The sequence below is a fragment of the Caulobacter sp. S45 genome (genome assembly GCF_903642205.1).
Taxonomy (GTDB): Bacteria; Pseudomonadota; Alphaproteobacteria; order Caulobacterales; family Caulobacteraceae; genus CAHJWH01.
The window spans coordinates 21,057-37,117 of record NZ_CAHJWH010000012.1 but is presented as its reverse complement, the minus strand read 5'-3'; the positions used below and the strand labels follow the sequence as shown (position 1 = coordinate 37,117).

14 protein-coding genes and 1 pseudogene are annotated in these 16,061 nt (G+C 68.7%); 10 read left to right on the top strand and 5 right to left on the bottom strand.

Annotation, left to right across the window (positions count from 1 at the left end):
• Window positions 1–938, bottom strand: a 938-nt coding sequence (locus HUV06_RS02725; protein WP_174299735.1) for an alpha/beta fold hydrolase, incomplete at its 3' end; no start/stop codon positions are given.
• A gap of 170 nt (window positions 939–1,108) precedes the next feature.
• On the opposite strand from HUV06_RS02725, the gene HUV06_RS02720 reads away from it, so the two are divergent.
• Window positions 1,109–1,363 (top strand): hypothetical protein, encoded by a 255-nt coding sequence (locus tag HUV06_RS02720; protein WP_174299734.1) that lies wholly within the window; start codon window positions 1,109–1,111, stop codon window positions 1,361–1,363.
• A gap of 15 nt (window positions 1,364–1,378) precedes the next feature.
• Window positions 1,379–2,197 carry a hypothetical protein gene (locus HUV06_RS02715; RefSeq protein WP_174299733.1) on the top strand — a complete coding sequence of 273 codons (819 nt, stop codon included), beginning with the start codon at window positions 1,379–1,381 and terminating at the stop codon, window positions 2,195–2,197.
• A gap of 579 nt (window positions 2,198–2,776) precedes the next feature.
• Here HUV06_RS02715 and HUV06_RS02710 read toward each other — a convergent pair.
• Together HUV06_RS02710 and HUV06_RS02705 are read right to left on the bottom strand one after the other, a co-directional pair.
• Window positions 2,777–2,959 (bottom strand): DUF3606 domain-containing protein, encoded by a 183-nt coding sequence (locus HUV06_RS02710; protein ID WP_174299732.1) that lies wholly within the window; start codon window positions 2,957–2,959, stop codon window positions 2,777–2,779.
• A gap of 62 nt (window positions 2,960–3,021) precedes the next feature.
• Window positions 3,022–4,611 (bottom strand): annotated as a pseudogene (locus tag HUV06_RS02705) (ABC-F family ATP-binding cassette domain-containing protein); the annotation flags it as partial.
• Between the two features lie 311 nt (window positions 4,612–4,922).
• Between HUV06_RS02705 and HUV06_RS02700 the strand changes: the two are divergent.
• Window positions 4,923–5,390 (top strand): MaoC family dehydratase, encoded by a 468-nt coding sequence (locus tag HUV06_RS02700; protein ID WP_174299730.1) that lies wholly within the window; start codon window positions 4,923–4,925, stop codon window positions 5,388–5,390.
• 137 nt (window positions 5,391–5,527) lie between these two features.
• Here HUV06_RS02700 and HUV06_RS02695 read toward each other — a convergent pair whose 3' ends face one another.
• Window positions 5,528–6,469 (bottom strand): hypothetical protein, encoded by a 942-nt coding sequence (locus tag HUV06_RS02695; RefSeq protein WP_174299729.1) that lies wholly within the window; start codon window positions 6,467–6,469, stop codon window positions 5,528–5,530.
• Between the two features lie 91 nt (window positions 6,470–6,560).
• On the opposite strand from HUV06_RS02695, the gene HUV06_RS02690 reads away from it, so the two are divergent.
• From HUV06_RS02690 to HUV06_RS02665, 7 genes are all read left to right on the top strand, one after another.
• Window positions 6,561–7,544, top strand: coding sequence for a nitronate monooxygenase family protein (locus HUV06_RS02690; protein ID WP_174299728.1), 984 nt, complete (start codon window positions 6,561–6,563; stop codon window positions 7,542–7,544).
• A gap of 158 nt (window positions 7,545–7,702) precedes the next feature.
• Window positions 7,703–7,837 (top strand): hypothetical protein, encoded by a 135-nt coding sequence (locus tag HUV06_RS16425; protein ID WP_256429992.1) that lies wholly within the window; start codon window positions 7,703–7,705, stop codon window positions 7,835–7,837.
• A gap of 256 nt (window positions 7,838–8,093) precedes the next feature.
• Window positions 8,094–8,792 carry a DUF1345 domain-containing protein gene (locus HUV06_RS02685; protein WP_174299727.1) on the top strand — a complete coding sequence of 233 codons (699 nt, stop codon included), beginning with the start codon at window positions 8,094–8,096 and terminating at the stop codon, window positions 8,790–8,792.
• A gap of 2 nt (window positions 8,793–8,794) precedes the next feature.
• On the top strand, window positions 8,795–9,703 hold the full coding sequence (locus tag HUV06_RS02680; protein WP_174299726.1) for a transporter: 909 nt from the start codon (window positions 8,795–8,797) through the stop codon (window positions 9,701–9,703).
• A 183-nt stretch (window positions 9,704–9,886) separates the two neighbouring features.
• Complete coding sequence (locus tag HUV06_RS02675; protein ID WP_174299725.1) at window positions 9,887–10,081, top strand: hypothetical protein; 195 nt, start codon at window positions 9,887–9,889, stop codon at window positions 10,079–10,081.
• 107 nt (window positions 10,082–10,188) lie between these two features.
• Window positions 10,189–10,920, top strand: coding sequence for a hypothetical protein (locus tag HUV06_RS02670; RefSeq protein WP_174299724.1), 732 nt, complete (start codon window positions 10,189–10,191; stop codon window positions 10,918–10,920).
• A gap of 253 nt (window positions 10,921–11,173) precedes the next feature.
• Window positions 11,174–14,404: a thioester reductase domain-containing protein gene (locus tag HUV06_RS02665; protein WP_174299723.1), complete on the top strand. Its 3,231-nt coding sequence runs from the start codon at window positions 11,174–11,176 to the stop codon at window positions 14,402–14,404.
• Between the two features lie 122 nt (window positions 14,405–14,526).
• On the opposite strand, the gene HUV06_RS02660 is transcribed toward HUV06_RS02665, so the two are convergent.
• Window positions 14,527–16,056 carry an NAD(P)/FAD-dependent oxidoreductase gene (locus HUV06_RS02660; RefSeq protein WP_217433601.1) on the bottom strand — a complete coding sequence of 510 codons (1,530 nt, stop codon included), beginning with the start codon at window positions 16,054–16,056 and terminating at the stop codon, window positions 14,527–14,529.
• Window positions 16,057–16,061 lie beyond the last annotated feature (5 nt).

Genomic DNA, 16,061 nt, shown 5'->3' with positions numbered 1-16,061 from the left:
ATCAGCGCTTCGTTCACCTCGGTGGCGCGCTCCTGCTGGGTCCAGTGGCCGCAGCCGGGGAGCAGGAGGGTCTCGCGAAGCAGCGGCACGTCGCGCTTCAGGCCCTCGATGGCCTTCATCATGCCGGGGAAGCGCACCACCAGGTCCTTGTCGCCGGCCATGTAGAGGGCCGGGACGGTCACGGGCGCGCCGGTGAAGGGGGCCAGCAGCTCCCAGTTGCGGTCGATGTTGCGATACCAGTTCAGCCCGCCGGCAAAGCCGCTGGCCTCGAAGCTCTCCACGAACACGTCCAGCTCGGACTGCGCCAGCCAGGACGGCAGCTCGGGTTTGACCTTCATGCCGTCAAGAAAGCCTTGGCCGTCGCGCACCATGCCGGGGATCGCGGTGGGGTCGCGGCCGTCGAAGCCGCCGGTGAGGATGGTGCGCATGGAGGCGGCCACGTCGCGCTGCAGCTCCGCCTCCGCCACGCCCGGCGCCTGGAAGTAGAGCTGGTAGAACATGGCGCCCTCGGTGCGGGGCATCGCCGTGGTGGGCCGGCTCTTCCCCCGCGGACGGTAGGGCATGCTCAGCCCCGCCACGGCGCGGAACCGGTCCGGCCGCATCAGCGCCGCGTGCCAGGCCACCGGCGCGCCCCAGTCGTGGCCGACAATCACAGCCTGCGCCTCGCCCAGCGCATCGAGCACGCCCACCATGTCGCCGACCAGGTGGAACAGGGTGTACTGGTCGATGGCGGGCGGTCGCTCGCTCTCGCCATAGCCGCGCATGTCCACCGCCACGGCATGGTAGCCGGCCTCGGCCAGCGCCTCAAGCTGGTGGCGCCACGACCACCAGGTCTCCGGGAAGCCGTGGCAGAACAGGACGAGCGGGCCGGAGCCCCGCTCGGCCAGGTGGAGGCGGACGCCGTTGGCCCCGACGATGCGGTGGTGGAGGTCGGGCATGGGTGGGCTCCCCGGTGGGCGCGCGGTGGGCCGTGCGTCGTTGTCGTGGGGGAGGTTAGATCAGCTTGGGGCGGGAGCGGGAAGGGCGGGGCATTCGGGCGGATTGCGGACGTTCAAGGAGTCCGTAGATGGTGGGTAGAAGAGGTAGCAAGGGCGTGTGGAAGGAAGCCATGAGGCTGGATGGTTTGTGTACCCTTGTCATTGCTGGAGGCCTGCTGGCCGCCACGGGGCCGGCATGGGCGCAGAAGCTCCCGGAAATCGGAGTCAACCGGAGCGGGCTGAGCCGCCAGTCGGAAGACGTGCAGCAGAAAACGCTGCAGGACATTCGCGCGCTCCATGCGACGTGGCTTCGCGACGGGCCAACATCGGGATCGCCGCAGGCCATCGCCGATTTCGTTGGCGAGGTCCGGCTCGCGAAGCAGTAGGACCTCAAGGTCCTGGTGAACATCGTGCAGATGGATGAGGACTACGACGTCCCGCTGTTCCGGCACGACCATGGATGGAACGCCAAGAAGCTCAGCCAGATCGATCTCAAGAAGTTCGCAGGTCGGTTGGGCAGGCTCCTTACCGCCTTGAAAGCGGCGAACCTGAGCATCGACGCCGTCGAGTTCGGCAACGAGGATGACAGCTACTACTACGATGCGGACGTGCCCAATGGCCATGTGGTCAGCGTCCAAGAACTGCATACTTGGCTACGCGGATATGGTGAGTTCCTGAAGGCCGGTGCGAGCCTCCTGCACGAACCCCGCTACTATCCCGAGGCGAAGATTATCACGTTTGGCATCGCTCATGGCTGCGACACCTGCGCTGGTCCGCCGCAGCATCTGTCGGATCCGGCGAAGGTCGTCGCCATGCTCAAGAATGTCGACGGCTTCGACTATATCGAGAACTCGAGTTACAGGATCGATGGCTATGGGACGCACATCTACACCGCGCCCTCGGTAGGTGGCCGAGGGGTGACGGCTCTTCTGCGCCAGGACGTCTGGGCTCTTGGCCGTGACAGGCCGTTCTGGGTCACCGAGTGGGGCTACCTCGACCCCAAGTTCCCAAACAAGAAAGGGCAGAGCCTAAGCCAAGGCTTGCAGGAGGTCCTGGATGCCTTCGACGACCTGAGCCGGCGCGTACCGATCGGGCCCCTGTTGTTCTATTCGTACAACTCGGGGCTCACTGATGCCGCCGGGAAGCCGAGCGGCTTGGTCAACGCTCAAGGTGGTTTTACGCCCGTTGCCAACGTGCTGGCGGCGCGCGCAGCGCGTTGAACCCGTGGGGACATCACGCCAAGGAGGCATGCTGCACCAAAGAGCTGAACTGCGAATTTTGACCAAAGCCGCCGCCCCGTCTTAGGCCGCCTTGGGTCGTTCTTTCGCATCAAGGTTGCGTCCACAAGCGGACGTAGGCGCCACCGCCCTGCGCGCGGCGGCTGACGTTTGGGCGTCGGGACGCGAGGCGTCCCTTGATGGGTTCGACTGGCCTGCGGCTGCGTCGAACACGAGGCTGGGCTTTGGGAGAGATGCGGCGGCAAAGGTCCTCCCCTCTTGGGGGAGGGGGACCAGCGAAGCTGGTGGAGGGGGCTGCACCGCGGCGTCCTGGGTGGCAGGCCCCCTCCGTCGGCTTCGCCGCCACCTTCCCCAGAGGGGGAGGATCGAGGGCGGCTCTTCCTTGGTCTAGCTCTGTGTTCGATCCGCCGGAGGCGGTCGGACTGACTTACGGGACGCTCTGCATCCCGACGCCCACCCGTCAGCCGTCGCGCGGAGGGGCGGTCAAGGTCGGGCCGTCAGGCTCGCCTCGCAAAGCGAGGTCGCCTTGAGCGTTCCGAGCACGGCGGCACACCCCGCCGCCTACCGCTTCTTCCCAAGCTCCGCGGCGATGTCCTTGGTCAGGCGGCCGACCTTCCTGTGCGCGGCGGTGAGCTGGTCGCGGGTCACGCCCCAGCGCTTCATCCAGTATTGCACCGCCGGACCCTCGGACAGGTCGAGCCGGTCCTTGTCGATGAAGCCGCGCTTGTCCTTCAGGCCCGCCATCGTGCTTACGCCATCGCCTTGGCGCGCTTGGCCTTCTTGCCGCCGCCCGTCTTGGCCTCGCCGACCTGCGTAGGCCGGGCGCCCTGGCGCGCGCGGTCCAGCACGAACTTGGCGTAGTCGTCCATGTCGCCGTCGAAGGGCTTCACGTAGCCGTCGGCCGCCAGCCACAGCCGGTCGGCCACCAGCTCCATCAGCGAGCGGTCGTGGGTGATCAGGATGACCGCGCCCTCGTAGTCGTTCAGCGCGTCGAGCAGAGCCCGCCGGCTGTCGATGTCCAGGTGGTTGGTGGGCTCGTCCAGGATCAGCAGGTGGGGGGCGTGCATGGCCACAAGGCTCAGCAGCAGCCGCGCGCGCTCGCCGCCGGAGAGGTTCTCGACTGTGGTCTCCTGCTTGTCGAAGCCCAGGCCGAACTGCGCCAGCTTGGAGCGGCGGCTGTTCTCCGACGCCTCCTTCATCTCGCGTCGGATGATCTCCAGGGGCGTGTCGGTGGGGTCCAGCGCCTCGATCTGGTGCTGGTGGAACCAGCCGACCTGGATGCGGCGGTCGCGGTGCATCCGGCCGGCCGTGGTGGGCAGCGCGTTGGCGATCATCTTGGCGAAGGTCGACTTGCCCGCGCCATTGACGCCCAGCAGCCCGATGCGGTCGTCCACGTCCAGCCGCAGGTTCAGGTCGCGCAGGATCGGGGGCGCATCGCCATAGCCGACGCTGGCCTGCTCCAGGCTGATCAGCGGCGGGGCCAGCGCGCGGGCAGGCGAGGGCAGGGTGAAGGGCGCCACCCGATCGGCCGCCATCTCCGCGATCGGAGCGAGCTTGGCCAGCCGCTTGACGCGGGACTGGGCCTGGGCGGCCTTGCTGGCCTTGGCCTTGAAGCGGTCGATGAAGCTCTGCAGGTGGGCGCGCTCGGCCTCCTGCTTGACCCGGGTGGCGGCCTGCAGCCGGGTCTTCTCCGCCAGCCGCCGCTCGAAGTCGTCATAGCCGCCGGTGTACATCTCCAGCTTGCCGGCCTGCACGTGCAGGATGAAGTCGACGGAGTTGTTCAGCAGCTCCCGGTCGTGGCTGATGATCAGGGCCGAGTGCGGGTACTTCTTCAGCCGCGCCTCCAGCCACAGGGCGCCTTCCAGGTCGAGATAGTTGGTGGGCTCGTCCAGCAGCAGCAGGTCGGGCTCGGCGAACAGGGCGGCGGCGAGCGCCACGCGCATGCGCCAGCCGCCGGAGAACTCGCTCATGGCGCGGCCCAGGTCCTCGGTGGAGAAGCCGAGACCGGACAGGATCTCGGCGGCGCGTGCCGGGGCGCGGTCGGCGTCGATCTCGATCAGGCGGCCCCAGATCTCGCCCATGCGCTCCGGCTCGGCGCTCTCCAGCTCGGTGTAGAGCGCGCTGCGCTCCGCGTCGGCTTCCAGGATGGTGTCGAGGAGCGAGACGGGGGTGGCGGGATGCTCCTGGGCCACCGCGCCGATCCTGGCGGTGCGGGGCAGCTCGATGGTGCCGCCGTCCGGCTGCAGCTCGCCCAGGATCAGCTTGAACAGGGTGGATTTGCCGACCCCGTTGCGCCCCGCCAGCCCTACCTTGGCGTTGGGCGGGAAGGACACGCTCGCCCGGTCGAAGAACCGGCGGCCCCAGGCGTTGAAGGTCAGCTCGTCGATCTGGAGCACGGTCAGGCCCTACGAAGGATGCGCGGCTGACCGCCCGGCGCCCGGTGAGGGCGTGAGCCGGCATGTATGGAACCCCGTTGCAGGCCACAAGCGCTGAGGCCTGCGGGGACGCGATGCCGCGCGCCGGCTTCAAGCTTTCGACGCACTCTCCCTTCCGTCATCCTCGGGCTTATCCCGAGGATCGAGGCCGGCCGCCTCGCCACGCCTGCGGCGCGACGGCGCTTCGCGAGGGAACGCTTGATCCTCGGGACGAGCCCGAGGATGACGAGGAGGAGGGGATGCGACGCGTATCGCCTCCATACGGAGGCTCGATGCCCAATCCCGACAAGTACCTGGAGGACATCTCCGTCGGCGACGTGCTCACCGGGCCGCCCATCGAGATCGAGGAGGCGGACGTGACCGCCTTCGGTCGCGCCTACGACCCACAGCCCTTCCACACCGACGCTGCGGCCGCGAAGGACAGCGCGTTCGGCGGGCTCATCGCCAGCGGCTGGCACGTGGCGGCCCTGGTCATGCGCCAGCTGGTGGAGATGCGCCCCTACGGCGCGACCCCCATGCTGGGGATGGGCATAGACGAGCTGCGCTGGCTGCACCCGGTGCGCCCCGGCGACCGGCTGGAGGTGCGGCGCGAGGTGGTGTCGGTGACCCGCTCGAAGAGCAAGCCGGACCGGGGCGTGGTCCGCACCGCCGTCACCGTGACCAACCAGGACGGAGTGAAGGTGATGACCATGACCGGCCTCGGCCAGATGCCGGCGCGGACGAGGGGCGTTTCCAGCTGAAGGCGGCCGCCTGCATGCTTCGAGACAGGCTCTCGACGAAAGCCTTCCTCAGCATGACGAACGATCATGTCGTTCGCACCCCTTCGTCATCCTGAGGAGCGGGCCAGCGGCCCGCGTCTCGAAGGATGCACAAGGCCTCAGCCGTACAGCGCCGCCCGCTCCGCCGCGTACGGCGCGTAGGACTCCTTCAGCGTGGCGAGGTTCAGCAGCATCGTCGCCACCTTCCGGTCCGTCTGCGCCGCGTAGAGCGTCGAGCGCACCCACAGGCTCTCGGTCCGCCTGCTGCCGCTCATCGCCACCACTTCGCGCCTGACCTCGTAGGCCTCGCCGACGAAGACCGGGCCGTCCAGCAGCCTGATCTCCTGGTCGGCGAACAGGCCCACCGCAGGGCCGCGCACGGGAAAGACGCCGTCGCGCGCGGTGTACTGCATCAGTACGCTGATCATCTCCATGGGTACGATCGCCCGGCCCCAGGGCGAGGCGTCGCCCGAGTACCAGGGCGAAGGCTCGGTGATCCGCTCCAGCTTCTGGGCCAGGCTGAAGGGGTAGAGGGCGCCCATGTGCTGGTCCGCGTCCATGCGGACGGGAACCCGCTGCGACGTCAGCCCCACCTTCACGTCGGCCAGCACCACGGGATCGGCGAGCGGCGTCAGCTCCGCCAGCCGACGGTCCAGGGCTGTGGGTGCGAAGTGGGGGCCGAGCGAGGCCGTGCCGCCCAGGATCTCGGTCCCGTCCGCCCGCAGCATCCAGACCTCCGCCTGGCGTTCGCCGGCGGCAGGTCGGCGCAGGAAGGCCCGCACCTCTTCGCCTTCGAAGGCGGCGTTGCGGTAGTGGGCCGACAGGCAGCCATGCGCGAACCAGGCCTCGCCCCAGACTGCGGAGCCCAGGGGAGCAAACTGGCTGAAGTGTGTCGGCCCCTCGATCGTGCCGCCCTTGAAGCCGAGCTTCCTCGCCGTCTCGTCATCGTGGATGGAGGCGTGGCCGTCATATTCCTGCACCGCCAGCATCTGGCGGGGCATGCGGAGCGGGCCGGCCAGCACGCCATCCACTTCGTGGACCGGGGTCTCGAACGCCGCCAAGTCATTCCTCCATCGCCTGCGCGCCCATGTAGAGCTAGGACGGGCGGGACAGAAGCGCCGACGCAAGGCGTGCTTGAGGGAACGACGCCCCATGAAGACCCGCATCACCGAGCTGTTCGGCATCGAGCACCCCATCATCCAGGGCGGCATGCACTATGTCGGCTTCGCGGAGCTGGCCTCGGCGGTCTCCAACGCCGGCGGCCTCGGCCTGATCACCGGATTGACACAGCGGACGCCCGAGAACCTGGGCAAGGAGATCGCCCGCTGCCGGGAGATGACGGACAAGCCTTTCGGGGTGAACCTGACCTTCCTGCCCGCGGTCACGCCGCCGGACTATCCGGGCTTCATCCGCGCGATCATCGAAGGCGGGGTGAAGATCGTGGAGACCGCCGGCAACAACCCGCAGAAGTACATGCCCGCGCTGAAGGAGGCGGGCATCAAGGTGATCCACAAGTGCACCGCCGTGCGCCACGCCCTGAAGGCGGAGGCCGTGGGCTGCGACGCGGTGAGCGTGGACGGCTTCGAGTGCGGCGGCCACCCGGGCGAGGACGACGTGCCCAACATGATCCTGCTGCCCCGGGCGGCGGAGGCGCTGAAGATACCCTTCGTCGCGTCGGGCGGCATGGCCGACGCGCGCTCGCTTGTGGCGGCGCTGGCCATGGGGGCGGACGGCATGAACATGGGCACCCGCTTCATCGCCACCCAGGAGGCGCCGGTCCACGTCCATGTGAAGGAGGCCATCGTGGCCGCCTCCGAGCTCGACACCCGCCTGATCATGCGCCCGCTCCGCAACACCGAGCGGGTGCTGAACAACGCCTCGGTCCAGCGCCTGCTGGAGAAGGAGCGCGAGCTGGGGCCCCAGCTGAAGTTCGCCGACATCGCCGAGGAGATCGCCGGCGTCTATCCGGCCATCATGCAGCGGGGCGACATGGATGCGGGCGGCTGGTCCTGCGGCATGGTCGCGGGCCTGATCCACGACATCCCAACGGTCAAGGAGCTGATCGACCGCATCATGGGCGAGTCCGAGACGCTGATCCGGGGGCGGCTGGAGGGGATGCTCGCAACAGCGGCCTAGTGCGTCCGCCGGCCTGCCGGACGCTCACGGAAAGCTGATGCAGCCGCGGCCGCGTCTGGGCGTATCCTAAGTGCAGAAGGATGTCTGGCCGCAGGAGCTGAAAGATGAATACGTCTGCTACCCGCGTTGCGTCTTTGGAGGGAATGGAGATCTGGAGGTTGACCGCCGACGGGGTGGACCAGTTCGGGGTTCGCATGGGGGGCCGCCGCGCACGCCTGGTGAGCACGCTGGACGCGGCCCAGGCGCTCCTGGCCCGCGTCGTACGCGAGGCCAGGATCAACCGAGCGCATTAAGGGTCAGTCGATCCGGAACGGTCATCATCTTGATCCGCTCCTGCCGGCGAATACCAGGACCCGGATCATGATGCTGGACCGGTCGAGACGTTCGTCAGTCACGAGAATGATCGCGTTTTAGTCCGGGTCCTGGCATCCGCCGGGATGAGCGGCGGCCAGGGATTGCTTTCGACTGGCGTCCAGCACCGTTCCACCCGCATACAAGGCGTCCGATACGAAGCGCGCCGGCGCAGCGGCGTATGGAGCGCAGGTGGGCATGGCGTCCAGGCCGGGGCTGATCTCGAGACTGCCCATCGGGCCGTTCGCCTCGCGGCCGCGGCTGACGGGCGCCATAGCTGTAGGCGTTATCGCGGGCCTGTTTCTGGCCTTCGCGCCCAACGCGCTGAAGCCGAGTTCGCGGATCATCCTGGCCTGGGACGCCGGCTGCATCTGGTTCATCGCGGCCAGCCTGATGGCCATGTCCGGTCGCAAGAGCCGCGACATCCAGGAACGCGCCGCCGCCCAGGACGACGGACGCGGCATGATCCTGGGCCTTGTCCTGCTCGCCACCGCCGCCAGCCTCGCTGCGGTGGGCGTGGAGCTGTCGCTGGCCAAGTCCGACCACGGCCTGTTCAAGGTGGCGCGGGTGGGGCTCGCCTTCGTCACGGTGGCGGCGTCGTGGTTCGTGGCCCAGCTGATCTTCGCCCTGCACTACGCCCACGAATACTACAGCGCCTCCGACAGCAAGGCTCCGCCGGCCATCCGCGGCGGGCTGAAGTTCCCTGAGGGCGGAGAGCCGGACTACTGGGACTTCCTGCATTTCAGCGTCATCATCGGGGTGGCGTCCCAGACCGCCGACATCGCCTTCGACTCCCGCACCCTGCGGCGGATCGGGACGGTGCACAGCCTGCTGGCCTTCGCCTTCAACACCGTGGTGGTGGCGCTGACCATCAACCTGTGGGCAGGCATATTTTGAGGGTGGCGGGTCCGGCCCGATCCTCGGCGGCCCTCCTCGCCCTGATCGCTGCCACGAGCCTCGGCTGGCCTTCGGCGGGCCGGGCGGCCGACGCCGGCCCCCCCAAGCCGCAGGAGCTGCCCCAGGGCGGCGCCTCTCCGGGTTCCGCCGACTCCATCCCCACCGACAAGCCGAAGCTTCGCGCCTTCTGCGCCGACCGGCCGGCCCAGGCGACCCTGCCCTGCACCGTGGACAAGGGCCATTTCCAGCTGGAGACCGACCTCTTCAACGCCACCTACGACCGGAGCGGCGGCGGGATCACCGACACCTACCTGGCCACCAACCCCACCCTGAAGCTCGGCATCGCCGACCGGACGGACGTGGAGGTCAACATCGCGCCCTATGAGGAGGTGCGCACCCACGAGCCGGGCGCCGCCTCTTCGGACACGCTCTACGGCCCAGGCGACCTGATCATCCGGCTGAAGCAGAACTTCTTCGGCGACTATCGCGGACCCCTCGCGCTGGCCATAGAGCCTTTCGTGAAGGTCCCCACGGCGCGCGCCGGTATCGGGAACGGCGCATGGGAGGGCGGCGTGGTGCTACCGGCCGCCGCCGCCCTCGGCAAGTCGATCATCCTGAACCTGAGCCCGGAGATCGACGTCGCCAAGGACATGTTCGGCGGCGGCGTCCATCTCGCGCCCGTCGAGATCATCAACGTCACCTGGTCCCTGCCGAAGAACCTGACCCTGTCCACCGAGCTCTACGCCCGGGAGGACCAGGACCCGGCCGGCGTGGTCACGCAGTGCTCGGCCGATCTGGGACTGTCGCTGGGCCTCCGTGACGACCTGGAGCTGGACATGGGGACCAACCTCGGCCTGAACCCCCAGACCGCCGCCGTCCAGGGCTATATCGGCATGGCCAAGCGATTCTGAGCCGGGTGGCGGTGGAGGCCGTCCGTTCCGCCGAGATCAATCCGGAGGCGGAGGCGCCTTCGCCGCCTAAGTCTGAGGCAGACCGGCCGGACCCTCTCGCCACCGGGCCGGCAAAGCGATTTCTTAACGGTCCCGGCGCGTCGATGAACGCAGTCTAAGGAGCATCGTCACAGGAGGTCGGGGGTGATCATTCAGTTCGAGGGGCCGGACGGCGCCGTGCTCGAGCGGTCGGAGCAGTCGCACATCAGCGGCTCCCTGCCGCTCGCCATCACAGGACCTGAGGGGTTCTATTGGCTCGTAGGCATCCGGGTGGACCGTGAGTACAGTTATCTCCCAGCCTACCGGCTCGCCCGCGAGGTCAGCGCCGCCTTTCATTAAGCCCCGCGGTTTCGCGGGCCGTTAAGCCGTGGCTCCATGGAACGGCGTCCCCGCCCTGCCGTTCACCCTTCGGGGCGACGCTTGATCGCCGGCGAGGAGGCGACAAGATGAGCGACGTTGGACCGTTGGACCGGCACTACGCCTACCCCCTGGTGACCTGGGGATCGACCTTCCTGGGCGCGGTGGTCGCCATCGTGACGGCCTTCATGCTGAACGTGCTGGGTGCGGCGCTCGGGGTGGCGGCGCTCGCCGTGGCGCCCACGACCCAGTCCGCCGCCATCTCGGGCGTGGTGGGTATGCTCTGGGTCGCCCTCGCCAACCTGGTCGCCCTGGGCTTCGGCGCCTGGGTGGCCGGCCGTTCCACCGCCAATCCCGATCACCATGGCGGCACGCTCCAGGGCATAGCGGTGTGGGCCGTCACCTCCGTGGCGGTGCTGTTCATCGCGGGTTCGGCCCTGTCGGGCCTCAGCCATGCGGCCATTGAGACCGCCGGCATGGCCACGTCAGGCGCCAACGCGTCCGCCTCCAGCCAAGCCGATACCGGTGGCATGACAGCCCAGTCCCCCGCCACGGCCCAGTCCCCCGCCACAGCTCAGTCCCCCGCGACAGCCCAGGGCGAGGCCGCGACCCAGCAGCAGGACGCCGCCGCCCTCCAGTCCGCCGCCACCAAGACGGCCGCAGCCACCGCCAGCGCCGCGTTCGGCACGTTCCTGGCCATGGTTCTGGGTCTGGTCGCCGCCATCTTCGGCGCCCGCGCCGGCGCGCGTCATCCCGGTTGGACGGAGCGTCCGCGCTTCACCTATGTCGAGCGCCGTCACCCAGGCTCGACGACCCTCTGATCCAGCAGCCCCGCCCGGTCTTCGAGGCCGGGGCGGGGCTCGCCGGCCGTCCCCGCGGCCCCAGGCCGCGCGATGTTCAGGATGCACGGCGTCTTTTCGCATGTTAACGACGTAGCTTATCGCGCCTTCACCGCAGTGCGCCGGTGATCCCGACCGCCCGAGACACCGCACGGGCCAATCCGCCGCAGTCCGCTAGGCGCTCGGACCTGTCACGTGCAACTGATGTGCGCCTCGTCGCCGGGCGGAGAGATCAATGGGTAGCGTTCTTGCGTCGGTCGAGGAGTGGGCGGTCCGCCAGCCGGACAAGCCGCTCTATGTCTTCCTCGACGCGCATGGCGAGATCGTCGATAGCCTGACCTATGCCACCTTCCTGAGCCGCGTCGCCCTGCTCGCTGGCCACCTGGGCGCCGACAATCGTCTCGCGCCGGGCGACCGGGTGCTGCTGGCCTATCCCCCTGGCGTGGAGATGATCTGCGCCTTCTTCGCCTGCGCCAAGGCGGGGCTGATCCCGGCCCCGACGCCTGCCCCCATGGGTGCAGGCGGCCCGGCGGCCCTGTTCCGCATGGCGCACGTCGCGCGCGATTGCGGCGCCTCGGGCGTGCTGGCGACCCAGGAGGGCGTGGACCAGCTGGCTGCTCATCAGAGTTCCGACTGGGCGTCGCTGAACGCGCTGCCCTGGATCGTCACCGAGGACCTGACCGCGTCCGCGCCCGCGCCCTACGACGCGCGCAGCACCGACACCCTGTTCCTGCAGTACACCTCGGGCTCCACCAGCGCGCCCAAGGGCGTGATCGTCAGCCACGACAACGTGCTGGCCAACTTCTCCATGGTGCTCGACCATGACGAGCCGGTGACCGTCTGCTGGCTGCCCCAGCACCACGACATGGGTCTGATCGGCTATTACATGAACACCGCCATCGGTGGGGGTACGCTATACGGCTTCTCCGCCTCCACCTTCATCCAGCGGCCGTCGCTGTGGCTGGACACCATCTCGCGCTACCGGGCCACCGCCTCCTCGGCCCCCAACTTCGCCTACGAGCACTGCCTGCGCCCCGGCCGCATCCCGCCGGACGTGCTGGAGCGGCTGGATCTGGGATCGCTTCGCGTGCTGATGGCCGCCGCCGAGCCGATCAAGCCGGACGTCTACCGGAGCTTCCTGAAGACCTTCGAGCCTTATGGCCTGAAGCCGGAAAGCTTCGTGGTGGCCTATGGCCTGGCGGAGAACACGCTAGCCGTGTCTAGCTGGGGGCGCGAGGCGCTGTCGGTGAACAAGGACGCGCTGGCCCAGGGCAGGGTGCGGGTGACCGACAAGGTGGCCGACGTGTCCGCCGCCATCCACATCCTCAGCTGCGGCCGGCCGCTCGGCGACGTGGAGGTCGAGATCGTCGATCCCGAAACCGCGGTGAAGACCTGCGAGGGCGCGGTGGGCGAGATCTGGGTCGCGGGCCGGAGCAAGGGGCAAGGCTACTGGAACCGCCCGGAGGTGAGCCAGGAGGTGTTCCGCGCCGAGATCACCAACGACGAGGGGGGCCGCCAGTACCTGCGGACCGGCGACATGGGCTTCCTGCACAAGGGCGAGCTGTATGTCTGCGGCCGGCGCAAGGACATGCTGATCGTCCGCGGCCAGAACTTCTACCCCCAGGACGTGGAGGCCATCGTCGAGCAGGTCGTCGGCGTGCGCGCCAGCGGCGCCGCGGCGGTGGAGGCCTCGACCGGCGAGATCGTGATCCTGGCCGAAGCCTCCAACCCCCGCGCCCACCCGGACCTTGAGCAGGTGGTGCAGCGCGTGCGCGCCCGGCTGAACCTGGAGATTGGGCGCGTGGTGCTGGTGGCGCCCAAGTCGCTGCCCAAGACCTCGTCCGGCAAGCTGATGCGCCAGAAGTCCCGCCAGCTCTGGGAAGCCGGCCAGATGAAGGTCCTGATCGAGCTGGTGCGCGACCGCGCCAGCGACGAGGAAGCACACGCCAACGCCGAAGAGGCCCCCTTCGGCTTCTTCAAGGCCAAGTACCGGCTGACGGGCGAGGAGACCCACTCGCTTACCGACGCCGGCCTGGACAGCCTGGACCTCGTGCTGCTGATGCACGAATTCTCCGAGCTGCTTGAGAAGCGCGGCGCCAAGGAGCTGGCCGAGCAGGTGGACATCCGTCTGGTCCAGCAGATGAGCATCGCCGAGCTGTTCCGCCTGGCCCACCGCTTCGAGGACGCTCCCGAGACCGCCGTCGCCCAGGTGCGCCTGGCCCTGACCAATCTGGACGCCACTCGCCGAAGTGAGGAGGACGCGCTGATGTCCGCTGATCGGCGGCTGGCGTTCGAGCCCTTGCCACAGGATGGCGCGACCCCGCCGCACCCGCCCGAGCGCATCCTGCTCACCGGCGCCACGGGATTCCTGGGCCCGTTCCTGCTCACCAGTTTGTTGCACCAGACCAAGGCCAAGATCTACGCCCTGGTGCGAGGCGCCAACCCGGAGAACGCCGCCAAGCGGCTGCGCACCGCCATCGGCGAGACCTCCAAGCGCGACGCGGAGTTCTGGCGGAGCTTCGACCGCCGCGTGGTGGCCGTCTGCGGCGACCTGGACGAGGAGGGACTGGGCTTGGCGCCGGAGACCTGGGACAAGCTCGCCGGCGAGATCGACACCATCTACCACAACGGCGCGATGGTGAACTACCTGTTCAGCTACAAGCGCATGCGTTCAGCCAATGTGGCCGGCACCAACGAGGTGCTGAAGCTTGCCTTCGCCGGCCGGCCCAAGGTGTTCAACTACGTCTCCACCACCTTCATCTTCGGATGGGCGACCAAGGACGTGCTCTACGAGACCGACTCCAACGCCGACATGGAGCTGCTCGACTTCGGCTACAGCCAGTCCAAGTGGACCGCCGAGCAGGTGGTGCTCGACGCCCGGTCCAAGGGCCTGACCACACGCGTCTTCCGCCCGGCGCTGGTGACGCCGGCGGTGAACGGCGACGGCGCGAACTTCGACATAACGCTGCGCTTGCTGGCCTTCATGATCAAGTACGGCCTGGGCGCCGATGCGCTGAACCAGGTCAGCTTCATGCCGGCCGACGTGACCGCCGACAACATCGTGGCGATCTCCAACCTGCCCCAGACCGCGGGCGGGACCTTCCACGTGACGCGCGACGACTACGCCAACATGATCGATGTCACCAACATCATCACCGAGCTGACGGGGCGTACCTTCGAATACTTCGACCTACCCTCCTTCGTGCCGGAGGTGATCCGCCGCTGCACGCGCGAGGACCTGCTGTTCCCGCTGCTGGACTTCCTGGTGGGCTCCATCGACAACATCTCGGCCATGGAGTTCAAACGCTACGACAGCGGCGACTACCAGGCCGCCCGGGCGCTGACCTCGGCGGGACGGCCTGATCCCTCGCTGGAAGACACCGTGCTCGGCATGCTCCGCTTCATGCAGCGGACGGGGCTGGTGGAGCTGCCGCGTGAGGCCCTGGTGGAGCAGGACGCGGCTTAGCGCAGAACGAGCGTGGCATCGCCGCAGGCGACCCCCCGGGCGCACCGCGGCGTCGCACCTCTCGACAGGCTTGGGATGAGGCCGACGCAGGCGGAGCCGAGTCCACCCGAACGCGCCGGGCTCTAGCTCCGGACCATTCGGACCACCTCGTACGCGTCCGCATCGAAACGAGACATCCGCCGCCTATAGCGCCAGCCCGGTTCCGGCAGGACGCCGGCGTTGCGCCCGGCCCGGTCCAGATACCAGCTGCGGCAGCCGCTGGCCCAGACCGTGCCCGCGAGCTTGGCCTGGACGGCGGTGTTGAAGGCGGCCTGGACTTCGGGACGCACGTCGAGCGCCGCCTTAGGACCGGCCGCATCCAGCGCCTCCAGATACGTCAGCACGTAGCGCATCTGGCTCTCCACGACGTGGATCACCGAAGAGTAACTCAGCGCCGAGTTCGGTCCGAGCAGCATGGCCAGGTTTGGATAACCCGCGACCGTCACGCCGCGGAAGGCCTGCGCCCCCTCCTCAGCCCACTGCTCGGGCAGCACCCGCCCGCCGCGGCCCACCACCCGCAGGAAGTCGTCCGGGTCGGCGACGATGAAGCCGGTGGCGAAGACGATGTGGTCGAGCCGATACTCTCCTCCGCTTCGGGTCCGGACGCCCTCACGCGTGATCTCGGCGATCGGATCGGTGACCAGCTCCACGTTCTCGCGGTCGAAGGTGGGCAGGAAGTCGTCCGACACGGTCAGACGCTTGCAGCCGATGGCGTAGTCCGGCGTAAGCTTGGCCCGCACCTGCGGATCGCGCACTTCGCGCTTCAGCTTGCGCAATGCCACGGCCCGAAGCATCCGCGCCAGCGCCTCATTGCCGAAGAAGGCGGAGCCCACCCCCTCCAGCGCCCAGTAGATCGCGCTGCGCACCAGCGCCTGAGTGAAGGGAAGGCGGCGGAACAGCCAGCGCTCAAGGCGCGTGGTGCGCCGGTCGCCTCGCGGCATGACCCAGGGGGCGGAGCGCTGGAACACGGTCAGCCTCCCCACCCGGCCTGCGATGCTTGGGATGATCTGAACACCGCTGGCTCCGGTCCCGATCACCGCCACCCGCTTGCCCGTCAGGTCCAGCGAGGTGTCCCAGGCCGAGGAGTGCACGAAGCTTCCGCCGAAGCGCTCGATCCCAGGAATGGCCGGAAAGGATGGGCGATTCAGCGGCCCTGAGGCCAGGATCAGCACGCGCACGTGGCGCACGCCGCCGCCCGCATCGGTCAGACGCCAGCAGCTCGTCGCTTCCAGAAAGCGCGCCTCCACGATGTCCACGCCGAACTGGATGCGGCGGGCCACGTCCCGGTGGTCCGCGACCCGCTTCAGATAGGCCAGGATGTCGGCCTGGCGCGCATAGCCTGACGGCCAGTCAGGGTTGGGGTCGGAGGCGATGGCGTAAAGGTGGGAACGTACGTCGCAGGCGCATCCCGGATAGACGTTGTCCCGCCACACGCCGCCGAGCTCGTCCGCCCGCTCGAACACCGCCAGTGAGGCGCGACCGGCGCCCAGCAGCTGGACCGCGGCGGTCAGGCCGGCGAAGCCCGCGCCGATCACGCCGACCTCGTAGTCCAGCTCAGTTCGTGCGGAGAGCTGGACCTCCTCCGGCCGCAGCAGGGTCGATGAGGTGCTCAAGCGAG

Bases quoted from the DNA above. Each gene is read 5' to 3' on its own strand.
- HUV06_RS02700 (WP_174299730.1), top strand. From the start codon at position 4,923: ATGCCCAATCCCGACAAGTACCTGGAGGACATCTCCGTCGGCGACGTG.
- HUV06_RS02670 (WP_174299724.1), top strand. From the start codon at position 10,189: ATGAGCGACGTTGGACCGTTGGACCGGCACTACGCCTACCCCCTGGTG.
- HUV06_RS02690 (WP_174299728.1), top strand. From the start codon at position 6,561: ATGAAGACCCGCATCACCGAGCTGTTCGGCATCGAGCACCCCATCATC.
- HUV06_RS02710 (WP_174299732.1), bottom strand. From the start codon at position 2,959: ATGGCGGGCCTGAAGGACAAGCGCGGCTTCATCGACAAGGACCGGCTC.
- HUV06_RS02665 (WP_174299723.1), top strand. From the start codon at position 11,174: ATGGGTAGCGTTCTTGCGTCGGTCGAGGAGTGGGCGGTCCGCCAGCCG.
- HUV06_RS02685 (WP_174299727.1), top strand. From the start codon at position 8,094: ATGGCGTCCAGGCCGGGGCTGATCTCGAGACTGCCCATCGGGCCGTTC.
- HUV06_RS02720 (WP_174299734.1), top strand. From the start codon at position 1,109: ATGAGGCTGGATGGTTTGTGTACCCTTGTCATTGCTGGAGGCCTGCTG.